This window comes from Sapientia aquatica, from assembly GCF_004358105.1.
GTDB lineage: Bacteria > Pseudomonadota > Gammaproteobacteria > Burkholderiales > Burkholderiaceae_D > Solimicrobium > Solimicrobium aquaticum.
This window is the reverse complement of the sequence record NZ_SMYL01000015.1, coordinates 37,092-56,890: the sequence shown is the minus strand read 5'-3', so window position 1 is coordinate 56,890 and position 19,799 is coordinate 37,092. Positions and strand designations below refer to the sequence as shown.

17 protein-coding genes and 2 pseudogenes are annotated in these 19,799 nt (G+C 47.5%); 15 read left to right on the top strand and 4 right to left on the bottom strand.

Features of this window, described 5'->3' with window-relative positions:
• Positions 1-161 precede the first annotated feature (161 nt).
• From E2I14_RS19845 to E2I14_RS17885, 5 genes are all read left to right on the top strand, one after another.
• On the top strand, positions 162-290 hold the full coding sequence (locus tag E2I14_RS19845) for a hypothetical protein (protein WP_264757064.1): 129 nt from the start codon (positions 162-164) through the stop codon (positions 288-290).
• A gap of 75 nt (positions 291-365) precedes the next feature.
• Positions 366-2,306, top strand: a complete 1,941-nt coding sequence (locus E2I14_RS17895) for a tetratricopeptide repeat protein (protein ID WP_133331079.1) — start codon at positions 366-368, stop codon at positions 2,304-2,306.
• A gap of 304 nt (positions 2,307-2,610) precedes the next feature.
• Entirely contained in the window at positions 2,611-4,164 is a 1,554-nt protein-coding gene (locus E2I14_RS17890; protein WP_165967891.1) for a PAS domain-containing sensor histidine kinase, read from the top strand.
• A 441-nt stretch (positions 4,165-4,605) separates the two neighbouring features.
• Positions 4,606-4,779, top strand: a complete 174-nt coding sequence (locus E2I14_RS19385; RefSeq protein ID WP_165967890.1) for a hypothetical protein — start codon at positions 4,606-4,608, stop codon at positions 4,777-4,779.
• A gap of 39 nt (positions 4,780-4,818) precedes the next feature.
• A complete protein-coding gene (locus E2I14_RS17885; RefSeq protein WP_133331075.1) occupies positions 4,819-5,304 on the top strand; it encodes a hypothetical protein in 486 nt (161 codons plus the stop codon).
• Between the two features lie 782 nt (positions 5,305-6,086).
• Here the strand turns inward: E2I14_RS17885 and E2I14_RS17880 are convergent.
• Positions 6,087-7,055, bottom strand: coding sequence for a threo-3-hydroxy-L-aspartate ammonia-lyase (locus E2I14_RS17880; protein ID WP_133331073.1), 969 nt, complete (start codon positions 7,053-7,055; stop codon positions 6,087-6,089).
• 310 nt (positions 7,056-7,365) lie between these two features.
• Between E2I14_RS17880 and E2I14_RS17875 the strand changes: the two are divergent.
• The 3 genes and pseudogenes from E2I14_RS17875 (at position 7,366) to E2I14_RS20005 (ending at position 8,656) form a co-directional block, all read left to right on the top strand.
• Positions 7,366-7,841, top strand: a pseudogene (locus E2I14_RS17875) (Hcp family type VI secretion system effector).
• A gap of 10 nt (positions 7,842-7,851) precedes the next feature.
• Complete coding sequence (locus E2I14_RS17870) at positions 7,852-8,250, top strand: BPSL0067 family protein (RefSeq protein ID WP_133331071.1); 399 nt, start codon at positions 7,852-7,854, stop codon at positions 8,248-8,250.
• The gene (locus E2I14_RS20005; protein ID WP_406675722.1) at positions 8,222-8,656 is read left to right on the top strand and encodes an STY0301 family protein; all 435 of its coding nucleotides are present in this window, start codon (positions 8,222-8,224) and stop codon (positions 8,654-8,656) included. The genes E2I14_RS17870 and E2I14_RS20005 overlap by 29 nt, the downstream gene beginning before the upstream one ends.
• A 572-nt stretch (positions 8,657-9,228) precedes the next feature.
• Here E2I14_RS20005 and E2I14_RS17865 read toward each other — a convergent pair.
• Entirely contained in the window at positions 9,229-9,990 is a 762-nt protein-coding gene (locus E2I14_RS17865) for a restriction endonuclease (RefSeq protein ID WP_165967889.1), read from the bottom strand.
• Between the two features lie 605 nt (positions 9,991-10,595).
• Here E2I14_RS17865 and E2I14_RS17860 point away from each other — a divergent pair.
• From E2I14_RS17860 to aroQ, 3 genes and pseudogenes are all read left to right on the top strand, one after another.
• Complete coding sequence (locus E2I14_RS17860; RefSeq protein WP_133331067.1) at positions 10,596-11,795, top strand: MFS transporter; 1,200 nt, start codon at positions 10,596-10,598, stop codon at positions 11,793-11,795.
• A gap of 48 nt (positions 11,796-11,843) precedes the next feature.
• Positions 11,844-12,647, top strand: a pseudogene (locus tag E2I14_RS20000) (transporter substrate-binding domain-containing protein); the annotation flags it as partial.
• A complete protein-coding gene (gene aroQ, locus E2I14_RS19995) occupies positions 12,621-13,121 on the top strand; it encodes a gamma subclass chorismate mutase AroQ (protein ID WP_227544789.1) in 501 nt (166 codons plus the stop codon). The pseudogene E2I14_RS20000 and the gene aroQ, both read left to right, overlap by 27 nt.
• A gap of 40 nt (positions 13,122-13,161) precedes the next feature.
• On the opposite strand, the gene E2I14_RS17850 is transcribed toward aroQ, so the two are convergent.
• Entirely contained in the window at positions 13,162-13,545 is a 384-nt protein-coding gene (locus E2I14_RS17850) for a VOC family protein (protein ID WP_133331063.1), read from the bottom strand.
• Between the two features lie 307 nt (positions 13,546-13,852).
• Between E2I14_RS17850 and E2I14_RS17845 the strand changes: the two genes are divergently transcribed.
• The 4 genes from E2I14_RS17845 to E2I14_RS17830 all read left to right on the top strand — a co-directional run bounded on the left by E2I14_RS17845 (position 13,853) and on the right by E2I14_RS17830 (position 18,827).
• On the top strand, positions 13,853-14,956 hold the full coding sequence (locus E2I14_RS17845) for a DUF5694 domain-containing protein (protein WP_133331061.1): 1,104 nt from the start codon (positions 13,853-13,855) through the stop codon (positions 14,954-14,956).
• A gap of 159 nt (positions 14,957-15,115) precedes the next feature.
• Positions 15,116-15,631 carry a GNAT family N-acetyltransferase gene (locus E2I14_RS17840; RefSeq protein WP_133331059.1) on the top strand — a complete coding sequence of 172 codons (516 nt, stop codon included), beginning with the start codon at positions 15,116-15,118 and terminating at the stop codon, positions 15,629-15,631.
• 58 nt (positions 15,632-15,689) lie between these two features.
• Positions 15,690-16,553, top strand: a complete 864-nt coding sequence (locus E2I14_RS17835; RefSeq protein WP_133331057.1) for a patatin-like phospholipase family protein — start codon at positions 15,690-15,692, stop codon at positions 16,551-16,553.
• A gap of 147 nt (positions 16,554-16,700) precedes the next feature.
• Entirely contained in the window at positions 16,701-18,827 is a 2,127-nt protein-coding gene (locus tag E2I14_RS17830) for a carboxy terminal-processing peptidase (RefSeq protein WP_133331055.1), read from the top strand.
• 106 nt (positions 18,828-18,933) lie between these two features.
• On the opposite strand, the gene E2I14_RS17825 is transcribed toward E2I14_RS17830, so the two are convergent.
• Positions 18,934-19,797 carry a DNA-methyltransferase gene (locus E2I14_RS17825; protein WP_133331053.1) on the bottom strand — a complete coding sequence of 288 codons (864 nt, stop codon included), beginning with the start codon at positions 19,795-19,797 and terminating at the stop codon, positions 18,934-18,936.
• Positions 19,798-19,799 lie beyond the last annotated feature (2 nt).

Sequence of the window (19,799 nt, the reverse complement as noted above, 5' to 3'; positions counted from 1 at the left end):
CTTTAACCGTCCATGGCTCTTGCATCCCCAGCAACGCCTGATACAAATCTTTGCTTTCCATCGCGCTCTCCGTTGGCTAAACCTGCGCGATAGCGTACTCTTAACCCACAGAAAAGTCTGAAGAACCTTTTTATGTTGTGACCTGGGGCGTGGTGCAAAAAATGACCTTTGAATGGTGGCACACCTACGGCGAAGAAGCGTGGGCAATCTTTCCGCAGCAACTGAAAGAAGCGGGTGGGGCGAATCATTTAAATCTCGCGCAACTGCACGCCGATTTGAAATTACTTTAGCGCCGACCACAATGATTAATTCGCTACGTAAATGAGGGAAGTAAGGACATCAACCAGCATTGATAGGACACCAGCATGGCTGAAATAAAAATAGATGAATTCCTAGGCGATGAAGGGGAACACGCCGAACTAGAAGGTTCAGAGCCGCCGCTACTGGGCGGTGAAATTGATGCAGTCGATCCATTTGCCGCCACCATTGCGCATCAGGCCGCGATCTACAGTCCTGAAGTTGCGCGTGAAGTGGCTAATTTTTTACAAGTCCAAGCGCAGCATGTGGAAGTGCAGTCCAAGCACGTGCAGACCCAAACGACGTTGCTGCACGATGAACATCATTTGCGCTTAACCCATTTACGTAATCAAATCAGCGAAGAAACTGTCCGCCGACTTGGGATTCGGTTGCGAGTTGGGTTTCAAATTTTTCTCGCGTGCGTTGCCACCGCGATTGGCGTGTTTGTCGCGTTTATGCTGCACGACGCTGTGCTTTCCCGCAGTGTCGTGATTGATGCCTTTGAAATTGCGCCCAATCTCGCTACCCAAGTTCCCAGCGGTAAAATTGTCGCCAACGGTTTGTTGGATAATCTCTCGCGGATTCAGGCTGCCACCCGCACCAGCGCGCTGCGGCGTTCGCTCTCTAATGCTTGGACCAATGACATTGCGATTGAAGTACCTGAAACCGGTATGTCGATTGGTCAGCTAGAACAGGCCTTAAAAGTTCGATTTGGTCACGATCAACATATCACTGGCGACGTGACGTTGGCGGAAAATGGGGCATTCGCCTTGACCGTGCGCGGCACCGGAATACTGGCCAAAACCTTCACCGATGAATCACGCAATTTAGATAAATTATTGACCCAAGCCAGCGAATATATTTACGGGCAATCGCAACCGGGTTTGTGGACGAACTACTTAACCAATGCGGGACGTAACGACGATGCAATCCAATTTGCCCAAGCCTCTTACGGCAAAGTAGAAGCCAGCGAACGGCCTTATGTGCTCAACAGTTGGGGTAACGCCATCGCTGGCAAGGGCGGCATCAATGGCATGAAAGATGCCTTGCAGTTGTACCGCGAGACCGTGCGTTTAAAACCCGATTATTGGGGCGGCTACAACAATATTATTTATGCCTTGTGGATTATGGGCCAAGAAGAAGCTGCAGTGCGCGAGGGCGAATTAATGATCAAAATGGCGGGCGGTCGTCCCGGTCGCGCACAAGAGACAATGTACCAAAACTACGATCAACTTTTATGGGATTTAAACGCCGTTCGGACCGAAGCGATAGCTGATATGGAATCAAACGATGGGGTCGGCATTTTTGCCAGCTTGGCCGGTTCAGCCAACTTACAAGTCGCTCAAACGGAGACGCTGTTGCACGATGTCGAATCAGCGCAATTGCGCATTAAGACGACACCAATCGACCAAAACAATGCAGCAGATGTCGCCATTGCTGCGTTAGCCAAGGCCTTGCTGGCCGAAGAAAATGGCGAACTGCAACAAGCAGCATTGCAGTGGGATGAATTTTCGAAGGAATACACCCATCCCGAAGTCTCAACCAGCAATTCGTTTTTAATGTGCTATGCCGCGCCCGTGTATGAAAAGGTTGGTCAGTCGAGTAAAGCCGATGCCGCCTTAACCGGCCCGCTGCGTGTGGTTGGCATCGATACCTTTACCGATTGCCTGCGCTTTAAGGGTGATGTGCTAGACCTGCGCAACGACTGGACTGGAGCGCAAGCGGCGTACGCCCAAGCGATCAAATTAGCACCGAGCGTTCCCTCGGGCTATTACTCCTATGGCTTAGCCTACCTAAAACATGGTGATTTGCCTCACGCCGCCGAACAGCTTCAATTGGCGAATCAAAAAGGCCCGAATTGGGCCGATCCACTAAAAGCGTGGGGCGATGTGTTGCTGAAACAGGGCAAGCAAAGCGAGGCGCTAGAAAAGTATCAAGAGGCGATCAAATTGGCGCCCAAATGGACTCAATTGCGCCAAGCCCACAACGCTATTGCCAAGGCTAGCTAACAATTAACGCCTTAGACGCGGTGAATCAGTGCATATCCTCTTGCTCGAATTGCATGGTGGTTAAAAGAAAGTTTAGCAGCTAGTCATGCATGACGAGTAACGAATTTTTTCTAACTTGCAATGTGAAATTGAACGTATAAATTGGTAGACGACGCACGCAGTAGAGTTCGCTATTTGTGTTGGATTGCGAGTAATCGTTAGCGCCAAGTTGCGCGGTTTGGCTAACAATTACTCAATACAGCGCTGGCGGTTGATGCATTGCGTAGCGAGTTGTCATCTCTCCAATTTCAGCACGAAGGATGTCATGGCTGTTCAAGTTCACGATCAGTTGGAGGAGTTCTCTTTTGCTATTTTAGATTCTGTTGAGCAAGAAATCGTTGTGATCGACAGAACTGGTAAGATTATTTTTGCCAATAATGCGTGGAAGCAGTTCGGACTTGAAAATGGCGTCGACAAAGACTGGATTGGAGTTAATTACTTTCACTCTTGCGAAGGCGAAGTAACGCAACAAGATCCCAATATCAATCGACTGCAGAATGGGCTCAAAGATGTGATCGCCGGTCGGCTTGATTGCTTTGATCATGAATATCCGTGTCACAGTCCGGTCGAGCGAAAATGGTTCATGATGACCATCGTCAAAATGACGGGCTACGACAGTTTCGTCATTACCCATAACAACATCACCGCGCGCAAACTGGCCGAAGAAAAGGTCGAGGCGGCATTAGCCAAACAACAGCGCCAAAACAAAATTTTGCAAGCGCTCGAAGAGAAGCAAAAGCGACTGTTGCACAATCTTCCCGTCGGCATTGTTGTTCATGCGCCTGACTCCACCGTCACGTTTAGCAATCCGCGCGCGTCGGAATTGCTTGAGCTAAGTCTTGACCAGATGCTGGGCAAAGTGGCGATCGATCCTGCTTGGCGGTTTTTGAACGAAGGTGGTCAAGCAATGGACGTCGCTGATTATCCTGTTAGCCGAGTAATGGCGTCACAGCAGCCGTTGAATGTAAGCATTCTAGGAATCCATAGCCCGAAGCGCGAATTTATCGTGTGGCTGAGCGTGGCGGCATTCCCAGAAAAAGATGACGAAGGAAATCTAAAGCAAATTATCGTCACGTTTCACGACATCAGTGATCGAATTCGTTTGGAGAAAATGAAGAGCGAATTTATCTCCACCGTAAACCACGAATTACGCACCCCGCTAACTTCGATAGCTGGTTCGTTGTCTTTGATTGTCAATGAGGTCTTTGGAAAAATTCCTCCCCAAATTGAACAATTGGTCAGCGTCGCGCACCGTAACAGCTTGCGGCTCACGCATATCATTAACGATTTGTTAGACATGGATAAACTCGCCGCGGGCAAAGTATCGTTTGATATGCGTGAGCATGCGGTCGTACCTATCCTAAAACGAGCGATTGAAGATAATCGCAATTATCAACGCGAACGCCAAATCGATCTCGTCTTCATTGATCGACCTGAACTCACCCACATCAGGCTGCGCTGCGACGAACAACGGTTGATGCAAGTGCTGTCCAATTTGCTCTCGAACGCCATTAAATTTTCACCGGATCGCGGTCAAGTACAGATTGATTGCCAATTTAGCGAAGAGCGTACCGATCAAGTAAAAATCACGGTCACCGATCAGGGTACGGGGATTCCGATCGAATTTCACAAACGGATATTTCAAAAATTTTCGCAGGTGGATTCGTCCGATGTGCGCCAACGCGGCGGCACAGGTTTAGGCCTCGCCATTTCACGCGAATTAATCGAGCGCATGGGCGGCAGCATTGGATTTACTTCGGTCGTTGGGCAAGGTTCCTGTTTTTATATCGTCTTCCCGATAGCCAATACATCACCTTAACTGTGTTTACCGCTCAGCGTTGTTTGGTGTCGATGGGACGCAAACTTTCAAATAACGTGATGAGTAAGTTATGATTTTCTTGTAATGAAATCCTGCTGCGCTTGCTTTATCGTCGGAAAAAGTGCACATCGGACGTTTCACTAACCCCGAGCGTAGTAAAAAGTACCTAAATAGGGCATATACAAAATCGTGGACAGGCTTTAGGCTTTTGGTCAATTAACCACCGAGCGGCGCAGACGGAAGCACGTCGCCGCTTTATCAAACCAAAGCTATCTTTATCTCAACGATGAAAACCCTCATTTCGTCCCCCTTGATGTCGATGCTAATTGCGTGTCTGAGTCGTTGGACGATTAGCCGTTATTCCCTCGATCTAATCAAAGTCGGTGTAATAGCATTTGCCGCTATCGAGTAATTCAATTTGATAGTGGCTATGAGGTGTGGGTGTACCAATTAAAAGATGACCGCGCCACAAGCCTAAGTTTTGGAGCGGTAGCGCAGTTTGCCTTGCTGGGCAAAGGCTCATTGGGCGAGGCTGAGTATATTGTCTTGTTCGATCCTTCCGGTGTGGTTGCCAAAACTCGAGTACGTCATGCGGCGGCTAAAGCATCAAGCTAAATCAAGTACGACATTCGGAAATTTATCTAAGGTGTATGCATGCAAAAAATAGTATTAATAGTGCTTGCGGCCACGTTGCCAGTATTCAGTTGGGCGGGTGATTTGGCCGACTCTAAAAACATGGTTATCACATCTCCTGCTTGTGCAAAAGAGCAGTTAGTTTGCGTGCAAGAGAAAAAAGTGGAGCAACAAAGTAGCGCAGAAAAATCGCCAAAAAAACCGGCAGAAAAAGACGCGATTGCAACTGAACTTGAGCCTGAACCGCTCAATCTCGAATTATCAAAAAAAGCGCTGCGCGAATTGCTTGGGCCACCGAGTCAAGTCGGTTCCCAGCATCGGGCATTCCCCAACTCATCGACCGAAAGTGGCAATACGTTATCGTTCAAAGCCGATAAACTAGGCCAGAATATCGCGCGTGCGGCCAGAGTCGATTGCCGCACTAAATATGTCTCGCCCACTCCCAGTTTGCTGCTGCTCATTCCGCTGTTGTACGAGACCGTAACAGACACGGGTTGCAAATGGTGATCTTGACGATACCAATAAATGACTCATTTCGATTATTTTCTGACCTGGATAGTAAAAGCATCTGAATTGACGTTTTCTGCGGGTAAATTCATCAATATACTGTGACGATAAAATGCCCTAATCAAATCGCGACAATAACTTTATTGCCACATGAGAACGCATGATAACTTTTCGATGCGTGACCTTATCCGAGTGACCGATCCAATCCCGCATCGGTTAACTCGGCTGTCGAATTTCGCGCCGGGTTAAATGTGACATTAATGCTCAAATCGCAAATCATCCTAACAATCGCGGCAACGATAAAAGACTTGACCAATATTTATAGTAATCACCTCCAATTTAAGCAAAGTCGGTAAGGAATAGGTGCCCGCAAATCAGTCAAACACCAGATGAAGTTGGCGTCGACTGCCTAGCAACCAAGCGCGATCACTGGGGAACCCAACGCTAGGCTACACCAGTAGCCCAGCGCTGCCGTGGGGCGGTTAAGCAAGATCAGAACAATTGTAGAAAGCGCCTTTTGTGGACGAAGTATTTTCACCCTCACCGTAAATAAGTCGTTCTAAATAAGCCGCTCGGGAGCGCTTTATTTTACCGAGTTCAGTTTTGGCAAAGTAATGCTTTAATGCCTTGGGATGACTGTATTCCACCTTGGTGGGTCGAGCAGCGCGTGGCTGCTGCGAGAGTAAAAAAAGTGGGATTGTTAGCACCGAAAGACCTTGGCTATAACGCACAGATTAGCCATTATTTAGCGCTGCTCACCTCGAATATGATCATTGATATGTTTAGTTGGCGAGCAATTCACAAAACCGTGCAATATCGACATTGCCGCCGCTAACTACAACACCAACGCGCTTGCCGCGCAATTCAGTTTTCATTTGCCGCGCCGCTGCAAAGCCGAGGCAGCCCGTTGGCTCAACGATGATTTTCATGCGTGCAGCGAAGAAGCGCATGCAATCAATCAGCTCTTCATCGGTCGCAGTCAAGACATCGTCAACGGTGCGGCGAATGATGTCGAAGGTGATATTGCCCAAATGCTGAGTTTGCGCGCCATCGGCAATAGTTTTGGGCGTATCGATATGCACGATGCTGCCGGAGCGAAACGATTGCTGCCCGTCGTTTCCAGCCAGAGGTTCAACACCATAAATTTTGCATTCCGGCGACAAAGCCCGCGCCGACAAAGCCGATCCAGCTAATAAGCCACCACCGCCCAAGCAAACAAACAGCGCATCCAACGCACCGACTTCCTCAATCAATTCCTTCACCGCCGTTCCCTGACCAGCAATCACATCCGGATGGTCATAAGGCGGAATTAAGGTCATCCCATGCTGCTGCGCCAAACGTCGTCCAATCTCTTCCCGATCTTCGGTATAGCGATCATAGGTCACCACGTTCCCGCCATACCCTTTAGTCGCCGCAATCTTCATCGCTGGCGCATCCTGCGGCATGATGATGGTCGCAGGAATGCCCAACAGCTTCGCCGACAACGCAATCGCCTGAGCATGATTACCCGATGAAAAAGCCACCACTCCCGCTTGGCGCTGTTGCGCATCAAACCGAGACAACGCATTAAACGCACCGCGAAATTTAAATGCACCCATGCGCTGAAAATTTTCACATTTAAAAAAAACGGTAGCACCAAGTTCTTCATCGACGGTTTTAGAAGTTAAAACAGGAGTGCGGTGCGCGTGTCCGTCGATTCGTTGTGCTGCTGCGATAATGTCGGCGAAAGTGGGGGAGCTTGGGTTGGTCATGGTTCGTTATTTTATTTGTGCTCAAGGGGCTGATCGGTATGTTGCTGAATGACTTTTTTCAATATCGACAAAAAAGCTGCCGGTGTGAATTTAGATGAAGTGCAAAGCCTGCCTGAATTGCGACGCAGCGTCAAATATCCTGGGTTTTATTTGTAATGCATATTCATGTCAAAAAAATCGTGGACTCAATTTAATCAAGATCAATTGTGCTGGATAAGCGTTTTCGGCGGAACTATTAAGAAATGGGTGTAACTAAATAATTAATTTTTAAGCTATTTGTTCATTTAAATATATTTGCGAAGGAGATGAAATGGCGAGTGACATATTTATCAAAATCGATGGAATCGCAGGTGAATCCAATGATGCCAAACACAAAGATGAAATTGAGGTGTCGGATTGGAAATGGTCGATTGAGCAAGCGTCCAATATGCACTCGGGCAGTGGCGGTGGAGCAGGTAAAGCTGCTGTCGGTGATCTGCTGTTCTGGCATCAAGTTGACCGCGCTTCACCTAACTTAACGAAATTCTGCCTTACCGGAAATCATATAGCGCATGCAAAGTTGACCGTCCGCAAAGCTGGCGGAAGTCCACTTGAGTTCTACAAATTACTATGTCGGATGTCATCGTTACTAAGGTCAATCCGATTGGTAACGAAGAGGGCGTATTCGAGCAAGTTGGCTTGTACTTTGCCAAAGTGACGCAGGAATACATCCTGCAAAACGCGCAAGGCGGAAGTGGCGGAGTTGTCACCGCTGCGTTTGATATTAAGAAAAATGTAGATTGTTAAGGAGGATTAAATGGCTTATGTACTAAAAGGTGTTGAAAATCCCAAACAGTTTGAGGGTGCTAAAAAATATACCAATGCAAAAGGCAATACTGAATGTGTGGAGTTTGTACGCCAGACTACCGGAGCACCGAATACATCTATTTGGAAAAGGGGCGTGAGAGTGAAAGATGCGATTCAAGGTGAAATCCTCCCGGGAACAGCGATTGCTACTTTTGATGACGAAGGAAAATATCCGACCGATCCTTTGGGTAAACACGCGGCAATTTTTCTTTCGAAGGATGAAAATTCGATTAAAGTCTTAGATCAATGGAAAGCTCAGGGTGGTGTATTACCGAGAGAAATTCAATTTAATTCGTCGAAGGCAAAAAGCAGAAGTAATAATGGAGATACTTTTTATGTTATCGAATAAATTAAAATTTTTTCTTATGACCGTATTTTGGGTTTTCCAATGCTGTAAGGCGGAGTCGTTTGTTTGCCCAGAAAAAATTGAAACAGCTAGCACTCTGACGAATGACGTTATAGATTGGAAATCGGTGTCTGTTCCTAGCAAGTCGTATTTTTATCAAATATCTATCGTGGCCGGACCGCCGCAAAAACAGGCGACTCTTGTACCGAATACTGATAATGAGACCGAAGTAAGTTGGATATTATGGAAGGGCGAAGAAAACTGGATGGTATGTCGCTACTTGTACTCCGACATAATGTTATCGAAAAGGATTTTAAATAATGAGTCCGATAAAAAATGCACTGTTAAGATAAAGCGACCGGGGAAAGTTCGCAATCAGGAAAACGAGCTCACTTGCAAGGACTACTGAAAGTAGCGTTTTGCGGGGAGAATATTAATTCCGGGTTCGGGGCCTAAGGTGATTCACGGATATCGGACGAGTCCATTGGCAGCAGAAATTTATTATGATTCGAGCATTTGTTGCTTTTAACTTTTATATGTCCAAATCAAATCAAATCATCGAATCCGTTAGTCAGCCAAAGTAGCGAATGGAGGTAGTTCGTTTCGATGTAACGGACTTTTATTGATCCAGCCCATTTTGGTCAAATTGCTATATTGTCGGCACTACCGAAAGATCTGCTTGAATTGGTGACAGATATCGGTTCTGCAAACGAAACTGATTGGACTGTCCTTAAAGCTTACAAGATTTGGGAAATGTACTGCTCTAAACGTATTGATTTAACTTTGATTCGGCATTTGTCGCTGAATGATCAAGACAGTTAGTACATCAAAAACTAAAAAGCGCGGACAGTGAGAAAAGGGATGAAAATGAAATGGGATGTACTGATTCATTGACTAATTACATCGTAAGAATTAACTGGATGATTTTGTAGGAATTTTTGAGCTTTATTTAACATCGAGAAGCTTTATAGAAAACATACGCTATATCGTCACGGTTCTATCTTGATGTGAAAGTGGGAATTTACTCCGACACCGAGGATAATTTACGCATCCCCAAAACGCGCCACGCTTGCTATCACGTCGCACCATTTTAATGCCGCAAGACGCGCAAGTTGGCGTGCTGTAGTCACCTTCAAAGGCAAACTGCAATAGCTCTATTTGCTGTTGCTCGGATAAAGCTGTAATTTTTTCTAAAAAACTGTTGCCATCCAATAGCTGAATTGGATTTGTAGCGCCAAAGGCGATGGCATCCTTGGTGTATGTCGCGGTGGTGATAAAGATGCCACGTTTAACCTTGGCGTGCGTCATTACCCCAAGCAATTCGCGTAATTCTTTTACGCCCACCGATGGGGTGTTCCAAGCTTTGCATTGAACGATAGCGATAGGCTGAGTTAAATCGCCCTTAAATAATTTAACGTCAATACCACCATCTGCGCCACACCGGATAGTCTCTGATTTGAAGCCAAGCAGTTCGTAATATTTGGCGGTGAGTAGCTCAAAACGCTTCCATTCTAATGCTCGAAGTCCTGCTAAATTCCATGCGCGGACTGGGTTGCTTATTTGGTTCGAATCGGTGATGTGCGGTTGTACTATTGGGCGAACTTGATCGGATGAATTGCTGCTATCTTGGTGTTTTCGTGGTGTATTTGGGGTGGTTAGTCTGGAAGTGGATTCAGATTTATCGACGCGTAACTTAGCACCAATAAATCCAAGCGTTGCTAGAATTCCGAAAAATACCAACACTCCTAGCGCGACAGAATGCAGGTATGGCGCTAGTGGAAACAGAAATTGATTACGGACGAAAAATGATGGCAGTATCCAATTGAATATAAAAAAGCCTGCACATCCAAAGACAACGCTTACCCACCAAGGGAGGGCAAAGGCGGCGTGAATTAATCCTTTTTGTTTTCTTCTTTTAGCCATATTTTTTAAATCCAAGTGATTGCTAAGCGATGTTTATAGCGTGGTGTATGAATGGCAATTCGTCAATTCCCTTAGGATAGGTTGTTTGTAGCGAATACCCGCTGTACATCGCTTATAGCGGCAGCGATTGCTTAAATTAATTTGACGAATTATTCTTGATGGCATTAAATGTCATCCCGATTTAGCTCATGGGGATTTTTTTACTACTGGCTTTTCGGACATGTAAATCCGAATAAGTTTTAATGAATCTCTGCTGCATGAGTGAGATGAAATGCTAATGAAATTAAAAATCACCAAATCAGTGCATTCATAGCGACAAATGCTGTGCTAATTGAGTGGGCTAATGCGACGTTTTATCAACATCAGCTAACCGTCAACATTGAGTCAACATCCCAGCAAAATAGTGTAATCACCTAAAGAACAACATGCTCGAAAAAGGCGCTTGGCGGGATTTTTTTGCCGTGACATTTAGTATTGCCATCGTTGGCATCGGCTTGGGTTGCACCTTGCCGTTGACTGCTCTGGCATTAACCCGGCGTGGATTTGGGCCGAATGTGGTGGGTTGGATGATTGCTGCTTCGGCCTTGGGTGGCGTGTGTGGCACGTTTTTAACGCCTTCGGTGGTTGCGCGAATTGGGCGGCGCAAGATTATGATTGGGTGCTTTATTTTGGCGACCTTGTCGATCGCTCCCTTGCAGTTTTTTGTGTCGATTCCAAGCTGGCTGATGCTGCAATTTTTATTTGGCGTGTCGATGGCAGCGCTCTTTTTAATTGGTGAATCGTGGATTAACGTGCTGCCTAGCGATAGTCACCGCGGGCGGGTTGTGGCGATTTATACGACAAGCTTTACGCTATTTCAGGTTCTTGGGCCGTTGTTTACAGACTGGGTGTCGGGCTTTCCGCAGACGGCCTTTTTACTGTTTGGTGCGCTGTTTATGCTGGGTATTCCTGCCATATTTATTGCTAGGGACGACGCCCGTGCGCATGTCGAAACATCAAGCCCGACGGATGCAAATGTGGGCAATCCTGCGGAGCAAGTACTGCCGTGGTTTGTCGTTGTGCGACGTGGTTCTATCATTATTGCTGGGGTCGCTTTTTTTGCTTCGTTTGATAGCATCATCTTAGGTTTTTTGCCGTTGGTCGCGTTAGATTCTGGCTTCTCGCAAAGCCGCGCTTTGACTGCGGCGACTATTGTTTTGGCGGGCGACGCAAGCCTGCAATATGTTGCCGGTTGGATGTCGGATCATTTTGGACGCGCGCGCATTCATCGCCTTTGTGGGTTAGCAGTTTGTCTGTTGTTGCCGCTACTGCACTGGGCGCTGCAATTGCCGATTGTTTGGGCCTTATATCTTTTTTGCTTGGGCGGTTTTTCTGGTGCGATTTACACGTTGTCGATGGTGGCTTCAGGAGATAAGTTCGGTGGCACGTCGTTGTTGCGCATTGCAGGCTTAATTGGCTTGACGTGGAATATTTCTAGCGCCGTGGGGCCAGCGGCAACGGGTTTGTTGATGCAGCGATTTGGTTCGATGGCGATGGTTTCGGTATTGTGGGTGATTGCGTTGGTTTTTTTACTGGTCGCCAGAGATCGTAAAATTCTGATCAATCAATTTCCCACAGCCGGTTGAGATTACGTTAATTCGTTTTACTTCATGTAGAAACACCGAGGAACTACTATGCATCGCTTAATTCGATTCTTTGCCATTCAATTGTTTGCCTTAATTGGGCTAATCGCTTGGAGCACCGCTGCAAGCGCGCAATCAAGTTCTGCTAGTCGCCTTGACGATATTTCAGCGCGCGGTGTTTTGCGTGTTGGAACGACCGGTGATTACAAGCCATTTAGTTTTCGGATTGGAAAGAGCAATAATTTTATCGGTTCTGACATTGAATTGGCCGCGAGCTTGGCGCAAGCCTTAAACGTCAAGTTGCAGCTGGTGCCGACGAGTTGGCCTAGTTTGATGCAGGATTTTAGCGCGGGAAAATTTGATTTGGCGATTTCTGGGGTCTCGATTACACCGGAGCGGCAGAAGGTGGCGCAGTTCTCGATTCCTTATTTACGCGATGGCAAAACCCCGATTGCGCGTTGCGAAAACAGTGCGCGCTTTCAAACCTTGGCGCAGATTGATCAGGCCGATGTACGCTTGATCGTCAATCCTGGCGGCACTAACGAACGTTTCGCCAAGGCCAATGCACCGCATGCTCAGCTCACTGTGTATCCAGACAATGTGTCGATTTTCGATCAGATCGTCAACCAGCAAGCTGACCTGATGATTACCGATGCAATCGAAACTAAGTTACAGCAACATTTGCATCCCGAATTGTGTGCGATTCATCCGGAGGCACCGTTTGATCATTCAGAAAAAGCGATTCTGCTGCCGCGTGATGCGCAGCTTCAAACGGTTATCAATCTCTGGTTGCAATTGTCGATTGCTAATGGTTCAGTGCAAAAGGCTATGGATCGTTGGCTTTATTTTCCGTGGGGTTTAGAGTCGTTGCGACGCGCCGTGGACGAGCGTTTATTGTTGGCCGAGGCGGTGGCGCGGGCGAAGTGGAATGTGCAAGCACCGATTGAAGATTTGGCGCGCGAAGAGCAAGTGATTCAAGCGGCGGTAAAACAAGGCGCTGAGTTCAATCTCGCTAGTAATTTCGTTGAATCGGTATTTCGCGCCCAGATTCAAGCGTCGAAAACCGTGCAGCGCGATTTGTTTGCCAAATGGACGGCGCAACACGCCGGCAAATTCGCCGATGCACCGGATCTAGCAAAAACGATCCGCCCTGAGTTAGACCGGATTACTACGCAGCTATTGCGTTCGTTAGCCGCCAATCAAGCGGTGCTAGTTGACCCTGCGCGCAAGAATGAAGTGCTGCAGGCGTTGGACATTTTAGACGCTGCCGAATTAAGTAAAACCGCTGCAGAGCAAGCCTTGGCGCCCTTGTTGCAGGGTGGTCGATAAGGTTTGCTAAATACCGGCCTTACCGACCGCGCGTAGATCGCTAGCTTTTGGGCGGCTCCCACAATTCGACTTTGTTCCCTTCAGGATCGATTACCCAACCAAATTTGCCGTATTCCGAATCATCGACTTTGTCGTCCACATTGCAACCTTCGGCACGCAATTGCGCGATCAGCCCATGCAAATCATCGACTCGATAATTAATCATAAAATTTTGCGTGCTCGGTGCGAAGTGGGTTGAGTCCTCTTTAAATAACGACCACACCGTTTGCTCGGTTTCGACCGACTCTGCCGTGCCGCTCGGTTGAAAAACGACCCCGCCCCAATTATCGACCGCAAAGCCAAGATGATCGCGATACCAGTCGCGTAGTTTTTCGGGATTCTTGGCTTTGAAGAATATACCGCCAACACCAACAACACGTTTCATAACGCCCCCTTAATGAGTTTGATCCGAATGTGAATGAGTCCAACACGGCAACGACAACGCAGCGATATTACAGGGTGAATTAAAACACTGTAAATCGAATTTAGTGGGATCGAAAAAAGTTCAACATTGATGGTTGATTAGCTAGATTTAATGCAAACTTTCCATCGGGTTGATAACTCGAAAATGCAGTTCAATCCCGACTTATTACCGTTTATCGCAAACACGCTGCGAACAATTTACCTTCCACGTAAGATTTTGCCCGCATCAGTCTACAACGCAGGACCATATTTTATTTAAAAGGAGCACCATGCTACGAACCATTATTGTCGTGATTGCGATGTTATTTGGCGCAGCGGCGAGGGCCGCAGATTACACACCTTCCTTCGATCCGAGCAAACTCAAAGGCCCCGAAGTTGGGCCGCCAAATCAAGTGCTGGTGCTGGGAAGCGACCACTTGCGCAATTTTCCTGCCGACTTTGATCCAAAATTTCTAGGCCAATTACTCGATCGTCTGCAAGCCTGGAAGCCACAAATTATCACGATAGAAGCTATCTCCGGAACGCAATGCGATTCGATGCGGCGCTATCCTAAGCAATATGGAGACGTAGTGAAAACCTATTGTCGCGATACCACCGTCGCGCGAGACGCCACCGGATTGGATGTTCCTGCAGCTAGCGTGGAAGTTGATCGATTGCTTGCGGACTTGTCAGCAACCCCGACTGCGGCCCAGCGTCGCCATTTGGCGGCGATTTTTTTAGCCGCCGATGAGCCGATTTCGGCCTTAGTTCAATGGTTGCGTCTGCCTGCGAACGAGCAAATCGACGATCAACATATGCATCCAAGCTTGGTCGCGATTCTGAAGGGTTTGGCGCTAAAGCGCAGTGAAGATGCCTTAATCGCTGCCCCGTTAGCTGCCCGTCTTGGATTAGAACGGGTATTCTCAATTGACCATCATCCCGGCAGTTCCAGTGATGCCTACGAATCCGATCAAAAAGCCTATTGGGAAACGGTTCAACGCCTATGGGATAACCCGGCTACAGCCGCCCGGTCTACGCAGGAAAAGGCGCTATTCGCGCATTTGAACAGTGATGAAGGCGTTTTGGCGCGCTACCGCGCACTCAATCAACCCGATCAAGCTCAGCTGGTGTATGAAAGCGATTTTGGCGCCGCCATGAAAGACCCATCACCTCAATTTTATGGCCGCAATTATGTCGGCTACTGGGAGACCCGCAACCTGCGCATGGTGTCCAATATCCGCCAAGTTTTGGAAGACACGCCAGGTAAGCGGCTGTTATCCATTGTTGGGGCATCGCATAAAGGTTATTTTGAAGCCTACCTAAATATGATGCATGACGTGCATTTAGTCGATGTCGAGCAAGTGCTGAGTGGTTCTCCAGCGGCTCAAAATTGATTTGACCTTGGGCTGCTCGTTAGGATTAAATGGAACGCTTGCTGCACTCGTGGCAAGTATTCCATCGGCTGCGTTAATTTTTTGAACCAGTTCATCAATACCAACGTTAAAAAAAGGAGAGGTTATGCGCGTGCTTGATGCGGCGGCCTGCTTGATCCGATGATTATTCACACTGATCGCCTAATTCTCAGACACTTCAACTTGGACGACGCGCAAGAATACTTCCCCTTGGTGTCTGATCCCCGGGTACTTAAGTACACCGGCGAAGCGCCCTTCACCAGCTTGGACCAGGTGCGCCAGATGTTGTTGGCTAGACCGATCAACGATTATTCACAATTCGGATTCGGTCGCATGGCCTGTATCGAAAAAATGTCGGGCAGGTTAATCGGATTTAGTGGGATGAAGTTTCTAAGCGACCTACAAGAAGTCGACATCGGCTATCGTTTTATCAAAGATTGCTGGGGCAAAGGTTATGCCACCGAGAGTGCAAGCGCGATCATGCGCCAAGCGGTGCCCGAACATCAGCTCAAAAAAGTCATCGGATTAACCTTTCCTGATAACGCCGCGTCGATCCATGTACTGACCAAACTTGGTTTGCAGTTTGAGAAAAAAATTAAGATTGATGATCTGGAAAATGAGTTGAATTATTATTCGATCAGCTATAACTACGCGTAACTACGCAGTCGAACATACATTCCTAAATCCACCACAGCAATCCAATTTACCCAGAATAATGCAGGCATTAATCAACTCCAACTTTTTAGCGCGCGACTACACAACTATTGTTTTTGCAGGTGGCGGTAATCGATGCTGGTGGCAAGCCGGCATGATTGAATTACTGTCGCAACATGCCTGCTGGCGAGCCAATCGACTGATCGGAGTGAGCGCTGGAGCGGGCATCGCGACGGCCTTTGCGACTGGCCGAATTAGCGATGCATTGAGTGCGGCCAGTGAGCGCTTTAATGCGACACCACGCAATATTGAGTGGCGCGATTTTTTCAGAGGTAAGCGGCCATTCGTGTTACCCCGAATTTATCCCGATTGGATTGGTAGTTTTTTACAGCAGCAGGATTTCGCAAATTTAAAACAAAAGAGCTTCAACGTTGACGTAGTTATTACGCGTCCGATTCCCTTCGTTCCGCTGACTTTATCCACCTTCATAGCGCTTGCATTGTATTCGACGGAAAAGTTTTGGTTAAAGAATTTCCATGCTCGTTTGCCGCATCATTTAGGATTTCGGGCGGAGTATCTCGACCTGACAGCAAGTAAAGATTTAAATACCGCCCGTGATCTGTTGTTGGCTTCTGCGGCAGCGGTTCCGATCACACCGATTTACCGCGTCAACAATCGGCCCGCGCTCGACGGCGGGTTCTACGACAATATTCCTTTGCCACTCGACCGAGCAGAGGACGCGCAGACGCTGATTTTATTAACCCGCCATCGCGCCGATTTGCCTTCCATTTTTGAATACCAAAAGCGCGTGTATCTGCAACCGACAGCGCCTGTTGCCGCAACCAATATGGATTGCACTAGCGGTGAAAATGTCATCAAAACCTACGAACAAGGCAAATCCGAAGCGCAACGATTATTGCCGTAACTCCTTTTAGTTTGCTAGGTAGTATCCGCAGCGGCCAGATTTTAAGTTCTCCTGAGGAATATTCCAAGCAAATCTTTGTTATGCTACGTGCTCACTGCTCAGTCGCGTCCAATCCATTTTGTGGACAAATTTACGAATCGAATCGAAATGAAAAATAAAATTCTCTTGCTGCTGCTTGCTTTATTTTCAACAGTCCTTAATGCGACTCAAGAAAACGCCACGCTTGAACCCTTACCGCAGCAAGCCCGCGCTGCGCATTTTGCGGCGTTGGTACTGTCCCACGAGAATTACGAGCATTTGCCTTTCGATGAAAAACTTTCCGGCGTGATTTTTGACAATTACCTCAAAGCGTTGGATAGCGAAAAGATTATCTTTTTACAGTCCGACATCGATCAATTCACCCCGATTCGTAATAAGTTTGGCCTCACCATGCTCAACGAAGATTTGAGCGTGCCTTTTGCTATGTATAACCTGCGCCAGCAGCGCATTACCGAACACTTGAGTTACTCGCGCGCTTTGTTGGCCAAAGGGTTTGATTTTGAGCAGCAAGAAAGCTACCAACCGGATCGTAAGAACGCCGCGTGGCCGAAATCCGAACAAGAGATTAACGATTTGTGGCGCAAGCGGGTAAAGAACGATTGGCTGCGTCTGAAGCTCGCGGGCAAGGACGACAAAGGGATTGTTGAGATTCTCGACAAGCGTTACGACAATTCCTTGAAAAGTATTTTGCGCATCAAAGGCGACGACGTTTTTCAAACGTTTATGGATTCCTACGCCATCGCGAACGACCCGCATACCAATTATTTTGGCGTGCGTGCGGCCGAGAGTTTTGATATTTCCATGAAGCTGTCGTTGACCGGAATCGGCGCAGAGTTGCAGTATAAAGACGAATACATCACGATTCGGCATCTGGTACCGGGCAGCCCAGCCGAATTGTCGGGCAAGTTAAAAGCCGGCGACCGAATTTTGTCCGTTGGGCAGGGCGAAAGTGGCCCGAGCAGCGACATCATGGGCATGAGTATTTTTGATGCGGTGGCATTGATTCGCGGTGCCGAAGATTCCGTCGTGCGCTTGGATGTTTTGCCGGCGGAAGCTGGCCCAGATGGCGAACATAAGCAAGTGAAATTGATCCGCAAAAAAATCACACTTGAAAATCAATCCGCTAAAAAATACGTGATCGATATTCCTGACGGTGACACAACACGTCATATCGGCATAGTCTCGTTGCCCGGCTTTTATCGCGACTTTATGGCGCAACGCAACGGTGATAAAGATTTCAAAAGCGCGGCGAGAGACGTTGCCACTATTTTGGACGAGTTTAAAAAAGATCACGTTGATGGCGTGGTGATGGATTTGCGAAATAACGGCGGCGGCTCGGTCGATGAGGCTATTGAGTTGACTGGCTTGTTCGTCAATCAAGGCCCGGTTATGCAGCAATTGGATTCCAAGAATTCCGTCATCGTCAATAAAATCGGTAGTGGCAGTTTTGCGGTCTGGACTGGACCAATGGCGGTGTTAGTCAATCGCGCTTCGGCTTCGGCCTCTGAGATTTTCGCTGCCGCGATTCAAGATTACGGCCGCGGCTTGGTGATCGGTGAAACCAGCTTTGGTAAAGGCACGACCCAGACAGTGGTGAATTTGGATCAATTGGTTAAAAGCGAGAAGCCTGATTTTGGTGAAATCAAAATGACGATTACCAAATGGTTTCGGATTAACGGTGATGGCATCCAATTGCGTGGCGTGACGCCCGATGTAACGCTGCCTATGTTCACCGATACCGAAGATTTTGGCGAATCCACTTACGATAATGCTTTGGCGTGGAGCCATATTGCGCCGACTAAGTACACGCCATTAAATAACTTCGCCAGCATTATTCCAACCTTGACCGAGCAGCATAATGCGCGGATTAATAGCGATAAAGAATTCCAAGATTTAAAACAAGATATCGCTGAATTTAAAGCGTTGCGTGAAAAAAATCTGATTTCGCTCAATGAAAATGAACGCCGCATCGAACGCGATACGCAAGAAGCGAAGCTGAAAAAACGGCGTGAGGAAAAAGCGAAAAAAGCTGGCTCTGAGGCGGCGGATAAAGAAGCCGAAGCGGCGGAAGCAGCGTTGCAAAAAGACGATGGTTTGTTGCCAACTGAGCGCAACTTCACCAACGAAAAAGAAGCCGATAAAAACGAAGCAGCGCAAAAGGATATCTTGCTGCGTGAAGCGGCGCACATCGTTAGCGACCAAGTTACGCTCTTAAAGATCGCACCTAAAAAGTAATCAGTCAGTAGTGTTGGTAGCAAAGAAAAATGCCTGCGTATTGCAGGCATTTTTTATTAGAGTTAATTTTTAATAAGTTAGCTCAATCCGCTAAGTCAAGTTCAGTTCAATTCAATTTCCTAGAACTGCTCGTCTCAACTTTAGTCCGTGTTTTACTCTTTACCAGCTTAGGTCGAATCGGCTCGGTCGGTTGATTGTTATTCTCAACCGGATGCGCTTCATCGGAGTTGATGCGGGTTTGGATGATGGCGCAATAATCGGGATTTAGTTCGAAACCGACGTAGTTGCGTTTGCAGCGCAGCGCGGCCACCGCCGTTGTGCCGCTTCCCATAAAAGGATCGAGTACCAAGCCGCCTTCGGGGCAGGATGCTTTGATCATGCGCTCGATGATTTCTAACGGCTTTTGAGTGGGATGATCGGCGCGTTCAGGGTCGCTTTTATGTACGCGTGAAACGCTCCATAAATCTTTGGGGTTGTAGCCCACTTCCAGCCATTTTGCACCGACAAAACGCGAGCGAGAGCGGGCTTTTTTGGTTTCGGCGTCGTAGGGAATGCGGACTGCATCGAGATCAAAATAATAGCCTTTTTCTTTCACGAAAAATCCTATCGTGTCATGCACCGAAGTGAAGCTGCGCACGCTGCCACCCATGGAAGGAACACGGCGATCCCAAATAATTTCGTTAATCATTTGCAGGCGCTGCTTAAGCATCACAAAAATTTCAGGTGAATAGCGCCACGTCAAAAAGATATACAAACTTCCGCTGCTTTTTAGTTTTGGCAGCGCGGCATCAATCCATTTTTCCATCCAATCCAAATAATCATGCGCTTCTAATTTATCGGATTCGTTACCGTAATCTTTGCCTAAACTGTAGGGCGGATCGGCCACAATTAAATCGACGGATCCATCGGGAATTTGCGCCATGCCAGAGATAGCATCTTGATTAAAAATCGTATTTAAATAGGTGGTCATTG